16 protein-coding genes are annotated in these 11,884 nt (G+C 68.1%); 9 read left to right on the top strand and 7 right to left on the bottom strand.

The genetic code is table 11. The features are described from left to right. Positions 1-28: 28 nt before the first annotated feature. Together AC0685_RS39015 and AC0685_RS39010 are read left to right on the top strand one after the other, a co-directional pair. On the top strand, positions 29-481 hold the full coding sequence (locus AC0685_RS39015) for an ATP-binding protein (RefSeq protein WP_478230087.1): 453 nt from the start codon (positions 29-31) through the stop codon (positions 479-481). Continuing rightward, a complete protein-coding gene (locus tag AC0685_RS39010) occupies positions 478-1,266 on the top strand; it encodes a SigB/SigF/SigG family RNA polymerase sigma factor (RefSeq protein WP_478230086.1) in 789 nt (262 codons plus the stop codon). The genes AC0685_RS39015 and AC0685_RS39010 overlap by 4 nt, the downstream gene beginning before the upstream one ends. 885 nt (positions 1,267-2,151) lie before the next feature. Here AC0685_RS39010 and AC0685_RS39005 read toward each other — a convergent pair. From AC0685_RS39005 to AC0685_RS38995, 3 genes are all read right to left on the bottom strand, one after another. After that, positions 2,152-2,481 (bottom strand): DUF3140 domain-containing protein, encoded by a 330-nt coding sequence (locus AC0685_RS39005; protein WP_478230085.1) that lies wholly within the window; start codon positions 2,479-2,481, stop codon positions 2,152-2,154. Positions 2,482-2,511: 30 nt separating this feature from the next. Then, positions 2,512-2,973, bottom strand: coding sequence for a hypothetical protein (locus AC0685_RS39000; protein WP_125674604.1), 462 nt, complete (start codon positions 2,971-2,973; stop codon positions 2,512-2,514). 95 nt (positions 2,974-3,068) lie between these two features. Continuing rightward, the gene (locus AC0685_RS38995) at positions 3,069-3,530 is read right to left on the bottom strand and encodes an SRPBCC family protein (protein WP_478230084.1); all 462 of its coding nucleotides are present in this window, start codon (positions 3,528-3,530) and stop codon (positions 3,069-3,071) included. 136 nt (positions 3,531-3,666) lie between these two features. Here AC0685_RS38995 and AC0685_RS38990 point away from each other — a divergent pair, with 136 nt between their 5' ends. Genes AC0685_RS38990 through AC0685_RS38965 form a run of 6 tightly spaced genes read left to right on the top strand, consistent with a single transcriptional unit; the run spans position 3,667 to position 8,280 of the window. Beyond that, complete coding sequence (locus AC0685_RS38990) at positions 3,667-4,080, top strand: phage holin family protein (RefSeq protein ID WP_478230083.1); 414 nt, start codon at positions 3,667-3,669, stop codon at positions 4,078-4,080. Beyond that, complete coding sequence (locus AC0685_RS38985) at positions 4,077-4,382, top strand: DUF3618 domain-containing protein (protein WP_478230082.1); 306 nt, start codon at positions 4,077-4,079, stop codon at positions 4,380-4,382. The genes AC0685_RS38990 and AC0685_RS38985 overlap by 4 nt, the downstream gene beginning before the upstream one ends. Beyond that, on the top strand, positions 4,379-4,645 hold the full coding sequence (locus AC0685_RS38980; RefSeq protein WP_478230081.1) for a DUF4235 domain-containing protein: 267 nt from the start codon (positions 4,379-4,381) through the stop codon (positions 4,643-4,645). Before AC0685_RS38985 ends, AC0685_RS38980 begins: the two co-directional genes overlap by 4 nt. Positions 4,646-4,647: 2 nt before the next feature. Then, positions 4,648-5,943 carry an NAD(P)/FAD-dependent oxidoreductase gene (locus AC0685_RS38975; protein WP_478230080.1) on the top strand — a complete coding sequence of 432 codons (1,296 nt, stop codon included), beginning with the start codon at positions 4,648-4,650 and terminating at the stop codon, positions 5,941-5,943. 13 nt (positions 5,944-5,956) lie between these two features. Then, entirely contained in the window at positions 5,957-6,460 is a 504-nt protein-coding gene (locus AC0685_RS38970; RefSeq protein WP_478230079.1) for a hypothetical protein, read from the top strand. 29 nt (positions 6,461-6,489) lie between these two features. Continuing rightward, complete coding sequence (locus AC0685_RS38965; RefSeq protein ID WP_478230078.1) at positions 6,490-8,280, top strand: thiamine pyrophosphate-requiring protein; 1,791 nt, start codon at positions 6,490-6,492, stop codon at positions 8,278-8,280. A gap of 3 nt (positions 8,281-8,283) precedes the next feature. Here the strand turns inward: AC0685_RS38965 and AC0685_RS38960 are convergent, their stop codons facing one another. The 3 genes from AC0685_RS38960 to AC0685_RS38950 form a co-directional block, all read right to left on the bottom strand. After that, positions 8,284-9,045, bottom strand: coding sequence for an SDR family NAD(P)-dependent oxidoreductase (locus tag AC0685_RS38960; RefSeq protein ID WP_478230077.1), 762 nt, complete (start codon positions 9,043-9,045; stop codon positions 8,284-8,286). A 35-nt stretch (positions 9,046-9,080) separates the two neighbouring features. Next, a complete protein-coding gene (locus AC0685_RS38955) occupies positions 9,081-9,677 on the bottom strand; it encodes a TetR/AcrR family transcriptional regulator (RefSeq protein WP_478230075.1) in 597 nt (198 codons plus the stop codon). Between the two features lie 94 nt (positions 9,678-9,771). Then, the gene (locus AC0685_RS38950; protein WP_125674622.1) at positions 9,772-10,140 is read right to left on the bottom strand and encodes a winged helix-turn-helix transcriptional regulator; all 369 of its coding nucleotides are present in this window, start codon (positions 10,138-10,140) and stop codon (positions 9,772-9,774) included. 79 nt (positions 10,141-10,219) lie between these two features. Here AC0685_RS38950 and AC0685_RS38945 point away from each other — a divergent pair, with 79 nt between their 5' ends. Further along, positions 10,220-10,744 (top strand): GNAT family N-acetyltransferase, encoded by a 525-nt coding sequence (locus AC0685_RS38945; protein WP_478230074.1) that lies wholly within the window; start codon positions 10,220-10,222, stop codon positions 10,742-10,744. On the opposite strand, the gene AC0685_RS38940 is transcribed toward AC0685_RS38945, so the two are convergent. Then, positions 10,741-11,817 (bottom strand): TetR/AcrR family transcriptional regulator, encoded by a 1,077-nt coding sequence (locus AC0685_RS38940; RefSeq protein WP_478230073.1) that lies wholly within the window; start codon positions 11,815-11,817, stop codon positions 10,741-10,743. The two genes, AC0685_RS38945 and AC0685_RS38940, sit on opposite strands and share 4 nt — an antisense overlap. Positions 11,818-11,884: the final 67 nt, after the last annotated feature.

The raw sequence follows: 11,884 nt of genomic DNA, 5'->3' as shown, positions 1-11,884 counted from the left end.
CCACGGCCACGGACGGATGGGTTTCGTAATGGATGCACACGGACGGGGCGGCCTCACCCCCCAGACCCGATCCGGATCGGACGGTCTGTCCGACCGGGTCGAACTCCGCCTTCCCGCCGAGGCGGAGCAGATCCCTCTCGTCCGCACGCTCACCCATGGTGTGGTGGCCCGTGCGGACTTCGGCTTGGACGCCATTTCAGACGCGAAGATGGCCGTCGACGAAGCCTGTTCCCAACTTGTCCAGCCCGCTGAACTGGGAGCCGTTCTTTGTTGTGTCTTTCACGAGATACCGGAAGGAATCGCCGTCTCGATCTCGACCCGGACGAACAGGCCCTACCTGCCGAGCGAGACGACTTTCGGCTGGCACGTCTTGACGACGTTGACCCACTCGGTGCGGGCGCGGTGCGAACCGATTCCCGGCGAAACAGGGGGCACGACGACGATCGACCTCGTCCTGGCCCCGGGAACGAGCGACGGGTGAGTGGCGAGCGCAAGACACTCACCCGGCAGGCGGACGACTACGCCCATTGCGAACCGCTCTTCGAGGAGATGACCTCCCTGCCGGAGGATTCCCGGCGCCGCCGGGAGCTGCGTGCCCACCTCGTCACCGAACTGCTGCCGCTCGCCGAGCACATCGCCACCAGGTTCTCCGGCCGCGGCGAGCCTCGCGAAGACCTGGTCCAGGTGGCGCGGATCGGCCTGATCAACGCGGTCGACCGGTTCGACCCCGGCCGTGGGCACGACTTCCTCTCGTTCGCCGTGCCCACGATCATGGGCGAGGTCCGGCGGCATTTCCGGGACACCGGCTGGTCGGTCCGGGTGCCGAGGCGGCTCAAGGAGCTCCACGTCTCGCTCAGCCAGGGCACGGCCGCGTTGTCCCAGCGTCTCGGCCGCGCGCCGACTCCCACCGAACTCGCCGAATACCTCGGGCTCGAGGTCAACGACGTGCGGGAAGGATTGCTCGCCGGCCAGGCGTACCAGACGTTGTCGGTCGACAAACCGGTCCACGACAACGCCACCGAGGCCCTCTCGCTCGCCGACACGATCGGCGAGGAAGACCACGAGATGGCGCTGGTGGAAAACCACGAGGCGCTGCAACCGCTGCTGCGGGAGCTCCCCAAGCGGGAACGCGCGATCCTCGTGATGCGCTTCTTCGGGGGCTATACCCAGACGCAGATCGCGGAACGGATCGGCATCTCACAGATGCACGTTTCACGGCTCCTGTCGCAGACGCTGGACCAGCTGCGCGGGAAGCTCTCCGAGTAACACCGGCCTCTCCAGGCGGAACACGCGTGATCGAAGGCGGAACTCTCTCATCCGTCCCGAAGCACGCGTGATCCGCCTGGACGCACGCGTGATCCGCCTCCAGACACAGGACCGGAAAGTACGTGAAGGCCCCTTCGCTGCGTCCAGCGCCAGGTCCCGGCGGCCGGTGTCGCTCTTGGTGATTCGAACCGGACTCCGAACGGGACAGATGACAGAGGACCTGAACGAACGATGTCCATAAAGGACACCAGAAGACAGGTGAATGTCCGTTTTGATGCTTATCTGTACGGTTTTGGCTGAGGTCGTGAGTGATAAAGAAGGTTAGGACCCAATGCCACGTAGCTTAAGTTGATCTTGAATGAGGGTCTTGATCGTAAGCGGCGAGGGTTGCCACAGGTCACGCGCCCGGTTGCCCTGGCCGGCGATTTCACGAGGGGGTCGTGGGGGGGGGTTTTGGGTGGGGACCCAAAAAACACCCCCCCCCCCCCCCCCCCCCCCCCCCGCCCCAAAACGCCCCCCCCCCCCCCCCCGCCCCAAAAAGAACCCGAAACGCCACTCACGACCCCCTCGACCCACGACCAGGCCGAAGGCGCCCCCTTCGTCGCATCAGACGCAGCGAAGGGAGCCTTCACCCCGCCCGCCAACCCCGCCCAAGATCAACTTAAGCTACGTGACATTGGGCTCTAACCTTCTTTATCACTCACGACCTCTCCGCAAAACGCCCGAATCGGGCACGACCACTCGGAAAGTGTCCCCTGTGGACAGTCGAGTAGGTGTCAGGCCACAGTGACGAGCCCCTCCACCACCCACATGACCAGCGGATAGACGACTTCGCCGAGACCCTGGCGTCCAGCGCGGTGAAGGGGCCCTTCACGTACTTCTGAGTTACACAGGTTTCAGTGGGTCATGCCCCATCGACATCAGCTTGTGCCGCCAGTGCGCCTCGCCCGCGACCGGTTCGAGGTCGTCACGCCGCTGGTCCTCGACCCGCCAGACGACCGAGCGCATCACCCGCTCGTCCTCGGCGGTGAGGTCGGTCCGGCGCTTGCCGAGGATGCCGAGCACGTGCCGTCCAGTCGGCGTGCCCGCCTGGTCCGGCAGCGCTTCATCCTCGTCGTCGGCCGACCTCGTGCGCAGCCAGTCGGCCAGTTCCCGCGAGGTCATGTTGACCACGCGATGGAATTCGTCCCACAGTTCGTCATCGATCTCGTGCACGGCGAAAACCTCCTGCCAGCACTCGACTTCTTACGGCGTCGTGTACGGCGCCTGCTGTTCGATGGACGGGCTCGCGGCCGGGTAACGGCCGTCCTGCCCGGGAACCGGCGTCACCGTCGTGCCCTGTTGCTCGGGCTCGACGCGCCTCGGCCGGTTGATGACCGCTTCGGCCTCCTGCTCACCACGGATCCGCGAGAGCACGCTGAGCGTGATCGCGTGGGCGATGGCCAGAACCAGCAGCAGGACACCCAGCCTGCCCACCACACCAGGAAGGTCGCTGCCCCCGATGTCGACGGTCGACAGCAGCGCCAAGACGCCCAGCGTCGCGAGATGGAACAGCACCGTGACGAGCCACGTCATGGAAGCGCCCGCGGCCGGATCGCCGTGTGAACCGCGCAGGTAGCGCTTACCGCTCTGGTAGATGATCAGACCGTCGAGCATGACCAGCGCCACCCCGATGACGAGGAAGGCCACGTATGCGTTGGTAGTCATGCCGGAACGCTCCCTTCGTAATGGACCTCACCCCAGGAGATACCCGGGACCTCCCCCAGGAAAACGCGTCTTCCAGGGGAGGTCCCGGGTACCGGTCAGCTGCCGGGGCGGTCCACGTCACCGCGCCAGGCGCCGGACTCGTGGCCCCGGCTCTCGATGAACTCCTTGAACCGCTTCATGTCGCCCTTGACCCGGCGGTCGAGCACACCGAGTTTGTCGGCGACGTTCTCGGCGAAACCTTCCGGATCGATCTCCATCTGCGCCGTGACCCGGGTCTTGTTGTCGCCCAGGCGATGGAACGTGATGACACCCGCGTGGTCGGGGCCGGAGTCCGACGTCCACGCGACGCGCTCGTCGGGATGTTGTTCGGTGATCGTCGCGTCGAATTCCCGGCTCACCCCACCGAATTCGGTCACCCAGTGGGTGTGCGTCGCGTCAATCTGGCGGATCTCTTCGACACCTTCCATGAACTGCGGGAAGCTCTCGAACTGAGTCCACTGGTTGTACGCGGTCGTCACCGGGACTTCGACGTCCACCATTTCGGTGATCGTGCTCATGCATCCTCCTGTCGGTTGGGTGCTTTTCGAGCCGGCACTCCCCGGCTACCCGGCGCTCAGCGGGGCGAAACACGCTGTGATTGACCGGCCGGGCCGCCGGGTACCCGGCGGGCAGAACGCTCCGAGGAGGTGCCCCATGATCGAAGAGACCCACCGGAAGCCGTCCGCAGAGAAGTCGGTCGGCGAACTGGTTTCCGATCTCAGCGACGAGGTCAAACACCTCGTCCGCGACGAGATGCGGCTGGCCGTGTTCGAGTTGCAGCGCAAAGGGAAGAAGATGGGCCTCGGTGCCGGTTTGTTCGGCGCCGCGGGCGTATTCGCGCTTTTCGGGCTGGCGACCCTGATCGCGGCGGTGGTGCTGGCACTCGCGCTGGTGATGCCCGCGTGGCTGGCGGCCGTGGTGACGGGCGCGGCGCTGCTGCTGATCGGCGGCCTTTCGGCCGTCGTCGGCAAGAAGGAGGTCACGAACGCGACCCCGCCGGTGCCGGAAGAGGCCATCGAAGGTGTCCGTGAGGACGTCGACACCGTCAAGCAAGGAGTGCGGTCATGACCGATTTCCCCAAGAACGCCGAAGAAGCCCGCGCGGATCGCGACTTGACGCGAGAGGAACTCACCGAGACCCTCGACGCGCTGGGCAAGAAGATGGACGTCAAGGCGAGGGTCAACGACAACCTCGATACCAAGGTCGACGAGGCGAGCGCCAAGATCGCCGAGAAGGTCTCCGAGCCCGCGGCGGAGAAGTTCCGTCAGGGCACCGAAGTCGTCCGCGCGAATCCCCTGCCGATCTTCGCCGGTGTCCTGGCGTTGCTCTTCACCATCCGGCTGATCATGCGAAAGAGGTCTTCGTCGTGAACAAGGTTCTCTACAAGCCGCTCAACATGGTCGTGAGCGCCGCGGGCGGTGTGCTCGCCGGGATCGCGTTCAAGCAGATCTGGAAGCGCGTGAGCGGTGAGGAAGACGCGCCGGACGCCACCGACCGGGACTTCACCTGGACCCAGGTGATCGTCGCGGCCGCCGCGCAGGGCGCGATCTTCGGCGCGGTGAAGGCCGCCACCGAACGGGCGGGCGCGGTCGGCTACCGCAAGGCGACCGGCGACTGGCCCACGGAGGACTGACGATGCGCGTGGTGATCATCGGAGGCGGGTTCGCCGGCTACAACGCGGCCAAGACCCTCCTCAAATCGGTCGGCGACGATACGGAAGTCGTCGTGCTGAACCCGACCGACTACTTCCTCTATCTCCCCCTGCTGCCCGAAGTCGCCGCCGGGATCCTCGAACCGCGGCGGATTTCGGTGTCCATCCCCGGCACGTTGCGCGGTGTGCGCCTGGTGCTCGGGACCGCCAAATCGGTCGACTTCGACGATCGCAGCGTCAGCTACACCGACCCCGAGGGCCGCGAACACTCGCTCGGCTACGACCGTCTCGTGCTCGCCGCGGGCAGCGTCAACAAGCTGCTGCCGATCCCCGGCGTTCCCGAGTACGCCCGCGGTTTCCGCGGTCTGCCCGAGGCCCTCTACCTGCGCGACCACGTCACCCGGCAGATAGAACTCGCCGCCTCGGCGCAGGATCCGGCCGAACGCGACGCGCGCTGCACGTTCGTCGTGGTCGGCGCCGGCTACACCGGCACGGAGGTCGCCGCGCAGGGGCCGGCGTTCACCGCCGCGCTCGCCGCCCGGCATCCCGAACTGAAGGATCAGAAGATCCGGTGGCTGCTGCTGGACGTGGCCGAGCGGGTACTGCCGGAACTCGACCGGCGGCTCGGCGCCACGGCGGACGAGGTGCTGCGCGAACGCGGCGTCGAGGTCCTGATGAAGACGTCGATCGACAACGCCGGCGAGAAGGGGGTCACGCTGACCTCTGGTGAATCCGTGCCGACCCACACCCTCGTGTGGTGCGTCGGGGTCCGGCCGGACCCGCTCATCGAGGACCTGGGGCTGAAGACGGCCAAGGGCAGGCTCGTCGTGACAGCGCAATTGAACGTCCCCGGACGGCGCGACGTCTACGCGTGCGGGGACGCGGCGGCCGTCCCGGATCTGACCAGGCCCGGCGAATACACGCCGATGACGGCCCAGCACGCCGAACGCCAGGGCAAACTCGCCGGGCGGAACGTGGCCGCGTCGCTCGGGTACGGCTCGCACGGCACCTACCGGCACCACGATCTCGGCTTCGTCGTCGACCTCGGCGCGCACCAGGCCGCGGCGAATCCCTTGCACATCCCGCTTTCCGGATTCGCCGCCAAGGCGGTGACCCGTGGCTACCACCTGCTGGCCATGCCGGGCAACCGGCTGCGCACCGCCACCGACTGGGCGCTGGAAGCGGTGACGAAGCGGCAGACAGTCCAATTAGGACTCGTCCGCTCGGGTTCGGTGCCGCTGGACACGGATTCCCCCGAACTCCCCCGCACCGACTGCTAGAGGAGAGACGCCCATGACCACCGAATCCGATCCTGTCCGCGCCGAAGGCCCCTCGGTCGTCACCGACGGCGGCGTCGAAGGGGCGAAACTGCTGGTCCTCGACCCTGCGGGCGAGGGCAAGCACGGTGAACTCCCGGCGACGTGGCGGCCGCTCGCGGCCCAGCGTCAGATCATCTGGTGCAGGCTGCCGGTGGATGGCGCGCTCAGCCAGGCCGAAGACGTGCTCGGCGACGCGGAACCCGGTGGCCCGCCGATCGACGTCGTGGCCGCCGGCGACTCGGCCGAGGACGCGCTGCGGCTGGCCGAACGCCATCCCGGCGCCGCGTCCCATGTCCTCCTGATCGACCCGGTGCCGGACGAGTCGTCCGACCTCGCCGAACGGGTGCGCTCGTCCGGGACCGCGGTGGACGTGCTCCCCCACAGCACCGGTGAGCCGTACAACCGGGTCCCGCCGCCGCTGCCGCTCGGGCATCCGGACGTCGTCGCGGGGATCACCAAGATCCTCGAGGACGTTTAGCCGCCGGAGGGCGGCGGTATCCGGCGACCATGAGCGAAACCGTTGCGGACCATGTTCTGACCAGGCTGCGCGAATGGGACGTGGAGCAGGTCTTCGCCTATCCCGGCGACGGGATCAACGGGCTGGTGAGCGCGTTCGGCGCGGCGGAGAACAAGCCCCGTTTCGTGCAGACGCGACACGAGGAGATGGCGGCGTTCGCGGCCGTGGGCTACGCGAAACTCAGCGGACGGCCCGGGGTCTGCATGGCGACATCCGGCCCGGGGGCGATCCACCTGCTCAACGGTCTCTACGACGCCAAACTCGACCACGTGCCGGTGGTGGCGATCGTCGGGCAGACGGCGCGCAGCGCGATGGGCGGCAGCTACCAGCAGGAGGTGGATCTGCAGGCGTTGTTCAAGGACGTCGCGAGCGAGTACCTCGTCGAGGTGAACGTCCCCGAACAACTGCCGAACGCGCTCGACCGCGCCCTCCGCACGGCCATCGCGCAGCGCGCGCCGACGGCGGTGATCATCCCGGCTGATCTGCAGGAGGAGACCTACCAGCCGCCGCGGCACGAGTTCAAGCACGTTCCGTCCTCCCCGCCCGATCATCCGCGGGCCAGTGTCATCCCGCCCTCGGAGGAAGTCGCTCGCGCCGCGGAGGTGCTGAACGCGGGCGAAAAGGTCGCGATCCTGATCGGACAGGGCGCGCGCAACGCCGTCACCGAGCTGCGCGAGGTCGCCGATCTCACCGGCGCCGGAGTGGCGAAGGCGTTGCTGGGCAAGGATGTCCTGCCCGACGACCTGCCGTACGTCACCGGCTCCATCGGCCTGCTCGGCACGCGGCCGACGTACGAGATGATGCGGGACTGCGACGTGTTCCTGATCGTCGGCTCGAATATGCCGTACGCGCAGTTCCTGCCGGAATTCGGTCAGGCCCGTGCGGTCCAGATCGACATCGATCCCCGGTTCCTCGGGCTGCGGTATCCGACCGAAGTCAACCTGCTCGGTGACGCGAAGGGCACGTTGCAACAGCTGATTCCGTTGCTGGAGCGCAAAACCGACCGCCGCTGGCGGGAAAAGATCGAGAAGAACACCGGCGAGTGGCAGGAGACGCTGACCCGCCAGGCGATGCTGGAGGCATCTCCGGTCAACCCGATGCGGATCGTGCACGAACTGTCCGAGCGGATCCCCGAAGACGCCATCGTCACCGCGGACTCCGGTTCGGCCACCAACTGGTACGCCAGGAATCTCCGGATGCGCGGCCGGATGCGGGGCACGCTCTCCGGCACCCTCGCGACGATGGGCTCCGGCGTCCCGTACGCGATCGGCGCGAAGTTCGCCCACCCCGACCGGCCGGTGATCGCCCTGGTCGGCGACGGCGCGATGCAGATGAACGGGATGGCGGAACTGCTGACCATCGCCCGGTACCGCGAACTGTGGGCCGATCAGCGATGCGTCGTCTGTGTGTTCCACAACGGCGATCTGAACCAGGTCACGTGGGAACTGCGCGCCATGGGCGGCTCGCCGAAGTTCGAGCCGTCGCAGACCCTGCCGGAAGTGTCCTATGCGGACTTCGCGCTGGAGATCGGCCTCGGCGGGATCGCCGTCGACGATCCCGCCCGGCTCGGTGAAGCGTGGGACGTCGCGCTGTCGACCAACGTGCCGACCGTGCTCGACGTCCGCTGCGATCCCGAAGTGCCGCCGATTCCGCCGCACGCCACCTTCGAGCAGGTGAAGGCCATGACCGAAGCCGTCCTGAAGGGCGAGCCCGACGCCTGGCACCTGGTGACGCAGGGGCTCAAGACGAAGATGCAGGAACTGCTGCCCTCGCGCCGCTGATCCTCAGGCGCTGGCGCCGCCGTCGAGGACGATGTCGTGCCCCACGACGTACGCGGACTCGTCCGAAGCCAGCCAGAGGACCGCCGCGGCGATCTCCTCGACCGCGCCGATCCGGCCGAGCGGAATGACCGAACCGAGCCGTTCCGCGCGGTCGGCCTCGGATTCGCCGGGCCGGAACGACATCCCGGTGTCGGTGGCGCCGGGGCTGACCGCGTTGATCCGGATCCCCTCGCCGATGTGATCGCGGGCGGCGGTGCGCGTCAGCACGTCCACGGCGGCCTTCGAAGCGGCGTAGGCGGCCATTCCCGGCAGGCGGGTGTGCGAGCCGATGTTGGACGACATGTTGACGATGACTCCCCCACCGCCCGCCCGCATCTGAGCGATCTCGTGCTTCATCGACAGCCACGTGCCCGTGAGATTCGTCCGCACGACGGCCTCGAAGCCCTCTTCGTCCAGATCCGCCGTCGGCGCGGGACTGCCGAGGATGCCCGCGTTGTTGAAGGCGATGTCGAGTTTGCCGTGCCGGCGCACGGTCTCGGCGACGAGACGCTCGACTTCGGGACCGGCGCTCACGTCGGCGGTCACCGCGTCGGCGGTTCCGCCGTCGGCCTCGATCTCCTTCACCGTCTGACGGAGCTTTTCGCCGTCCCGCCCGGAAACGACGACCTGAGCGCCTTCACGCGCGAACGCCGCCGCCGTGGCGCGGCCGATCCCGGAGCCTCCTCCGGTGACCAGGACGACCTTGCCGCTGAATCGCTTCCCCACAGTAGTAACCACTTTCTGGTCCGATCGTTCCATTATTAGTGTTTGCGAGCGGCGTCGAGTACCGCGATGGCCTGCTTCGCGGTAGCCCTGACCCGCGCCGCGGGATCCGGCCCCTTGCCCAGCACCCGCATGCCCTGCAGGACGGTGAGCAGGAAACCGGCGAGCTCTTCCGGATCCGCGGCGGCGTCGAGTTCGCCCTGCGCCTTCGCGCGGCTCAACGCCATCCGCACGGCCAGTTCGAGCGCGTCCCAGCTGCGTTCGACCACCCGCGCGACCTCGGGATCCTTCGGCATCATCTCCATGGCGGCGTTGACCACGAAACAGCCTTTACGACCCGATTCGCCCAGTATCTCGGCGAGATACCGGTCGATGAGCCGTCGCACGCCCGCGAGCGCCGGGCCCGGCCCGGCGAAGTCCTCGACGAACCGCTCGTTACCCCTGGCGATGTAGCGGTTCAAGGCCGTCAGGTACAGCTCGTGCTTGGTGCCGAACGTGGCGTAGAGGCTCGCCTTGCCGATGCCGAGTTCGGCGACCAAGTCGCTGATCGAGGTGGCCTCGTACCCCTGCCGCCAGAACAGTTCCAGCGCGGCTTCGCAGGCCGCGTCGACATCGAATTCCTTTACTCGGGACACGAGAGAAGCCTAGCCACATCTGGACCGATCGGTCAAGAAAGCGCCCGCCGCAACTAGTCACCTACTTGCGGGGGTTGGAAGCGACAGAGCCGGCTCAGGAGGCGGAATCGTAGGCCGACCGGGCCTCTTCCACCTTCGGCAGGTTCTCCGTCGACCAGTCCGCGAGGGTCGCGAAAAGCGGCGCCAGGCTCCGGCCGAGGTCGCTGATCTCGTACTCGACCCGGGGCGGCACCTCGGCGTGATAGGTCCGGGTCAGCAGGCCGTCGCGTTCCAGTTGCCGCAGCCGTTGCGTCAGCACCTTCGGCGTGATCGAACCGATGCGCCGCTCGAGTTCGACGAACCGCTGCCTGCCGAATTCGTTGAGCGCCCACAGGATCGGCGTGGTCCAGCGGCTGAAGACGAGGTCGACCACCGGGGCGATCGGGCAGGCCTGTTCGGGGGTCGTCGAGGCGTCGGCACGCATGAGGCCAAGGTACGCCGGGTTGCCGAGTTGTCATGATCCGGACGCCCCACGGCCCCGCCGGTGCGCGTAACGTTCTGTCATGGACTTGACCACCGAAAGGCTCGTCGTCCGTGATTGGTCCGAGGACGACGCCGGAGCCGCGCTGGCGATCTACGGCACCACCGACGTGACCCGGTGGCTCACCCCTGCGATGGACCGGGTGACCGACGCCGCCGCAATGCGTTCGGTTCTGCAGGCCTGGCAACAGGCGCAGCCGAATCTCGTGCCGCCGCGCGGGAGATGGGCGGTGCAGCGCAAGGAGGACGGCCTGGTCGTCGGCGGGCTGAGCATCCATCTGCTGCCACCGTACGAAGAGGACCTGGAGATCAGCTGGCAGCTGCATCCGGACGCCTGGGGCGAGGGTTACGCCTCCGAGGGCGCCCGCGCGCTGATCGGCTGGGCGTTCACTCAGGACACGGACGAACTCTTCGCCGTCGCGCGGCCGAACAACGTGCGTGCCATCGCGACCGCGAAACGGCTCGGGATGATCTGGGTCGGGGAAACCGACAAGTACTACGGGCTTCGCCTGCAGGTGTACCGGATCCGGCACACCGACATCGTCTAGGCGCTGTCCACACGGGACACTTCGCCCGAGACGGCGTGACCCGCGCCGCGCCCGTCCGCCGTGGCGACGATCCGACCTCGTTCGACGCGGATCGCGACCTCGGTCTCGTCGCTGACCGCGAGCACCCCCGCGGCCGCCGCCAGCGTCCCGGTCGCGTCGCACACCACGCGCAGTCGCGGCCGGAATGGTTCCGGGAAGGCTTGCCGCAGACCGCCGCACACTTCCGCGACGATCAGCCGGGTCAGCGGCACCAGCTCGGCGGGCTCACTGGTCACGACGACGACGGTGACTTCGCCGCCGGAGGCCCGGACGGCCTCTTCCGCGGCGGCCAGCCGGTGCGTGCCCAGAACCACGACCACGCCGTCGGCGGGTACGAAGGATTCGGCGCGCACGAGATCGACGGCCCCGGACGGTGACCAAGGCCGGTCGGCCGCCTGTGCCGCGGGCGCGATCACCGGCGGCGCCCACCAATCGTTGAAGGCCAGCCCCGCCAGCCGTTCGCAGGCGCTCACGACATCGAAGGGTTCGACGAGCCCCGGCGCGGCGGCCGCCAGCTGGCCGGCGCCGTGCAGGGTGGTCAGCACGGTCTCCGCGAGCCGGACCCGGCGCGGAATCGGCGACCCCGGCGGCCGCTCCGGCGGGTCGAGCCGCTCCAGCGCGAGCCCCAGCAGGAGGCCGTTGAGCTTCACCAGCTGAGCGAACGGCCGCCGGACGCGCTCGTCCGCGAGTACTTCCGGCATCAGGTCGCGCGCGAGGCCGGCCTGATCGTCGTCCAGGGGAAATGCGGCCACTCTCGACCTGGCCAGTGCGCCCAGCGCGCCCTCGAGCGTCTCGCCGGGCACCGCGTGCGGCGCCCCCGCGGCCTGTTCGGCCAGCTCGGCCAGAACGGCGAAGTACAGCGCACGTTTTCCGGGGAAGTTCGAGTAGACCGCGCCGCGGGTGAGCTCCGCCCGCTCGGCGATGACGTCGATCTTGGCGTCCCGGAAGCCCTGTTCCGCGAACTCGTCACGCGCGGCGGCCAGCACCTTCGCGCGATTGCGCTCCTGCGTCTCCGCCCTGCTCAGCCGGACCATCGGCCTCCCGTCTGCCGGCACGTTGCCCTCGGACCCGGATCAAGATACCTTGACCATTCAGATGATG

This window comes from Amycolatopsis sp. NPDC043889, from assembly GCF_056435645.1.
The sequence above is the reverse complement of the archived record's forward strand: the minus strand, read 5'-3'. Positions and strand labels throughout refer to the sequence as shown.

Bases quoted from the DNA above. Each gene is read 5' to 3' on its own strand.
- AC0685_RS38985 (WP_478230082.1), top strand. From the start codon at position 4,077: ATGACCGATTTCCCCAAGAACGCCGAAGAAGCCCGCGCGGATCGCGAC.
- AC0685_RS38950 (WP_125674622.1), bottom strand. From the start codon at position 10,140: ATGCGTGCCGACGCCTCGACGACCCCCGAACAGGCCTGCCCGATCGCC.
- AC0685_RS38995 (WP_478230084.1), bottom strand. From the start codon at position 3,530: ATGAGCACGATCACCGAAATGGTGGACGTCGAAGTCCCGGTGACGACC.
- AC0685_RS38975 (WP_478230080.1), top strand. From the start codon at position 4,648: ATGCGCGTGGTGATCATCGGAGGCGGGTTCGCCGGCTACAACGCGGCC.
- AC0685_RS39015 (WP_478230087.1), top strand. From the start codon at position 29: ATGGATGCACACGGACGGGGCGGCCTCACCCCCCAGACCCGATCCGGA.
- AC0685_RS38990 (WP_478230083.1), top strand. From the start codon at position 3,667: ATGATCGAAGAGACCCACCGGAAGCCGTCCGCAGAGAAGTCGGTCGGC.
- AC0685_RS38970 (WP_478230079.1), top strand. From the start codon at position 5,957: ATGACCACCGAATCCGATCCTGTCCGCGCCGAAGGCCCCTCGGTCGTC.
- AC0685_RS38945 (WP_478230074.1), top strand. From the start codon at position 10,220: ATGGACTTGACCACCGAAAGGCTCGTCGTCCGTGATTGGTCCGAGGAC.
- AC0685_RS38965 (WP_478230078.1), top strand. From the start codon at position 6,490: ATGAGCGAAACCGTTGCGGACCATGTTCTGACCAGGCTGCGCGAATGG.
- AC0685_RS39000 (WP_125674604.1), bottom strand. From the start codon at position 2,973: ATGACTACCAACGCATACGTGGCCTTCCTCGTCATCGGGGTGGCGCTG.
- AC0685_RS38940 (WP_478230073.1), bottom strand. From the start codon at position 11,817: ATGGTCCGGCTGAGCAGGGCGGAGACGCAGGAGCGCAATCGCGCGAAG.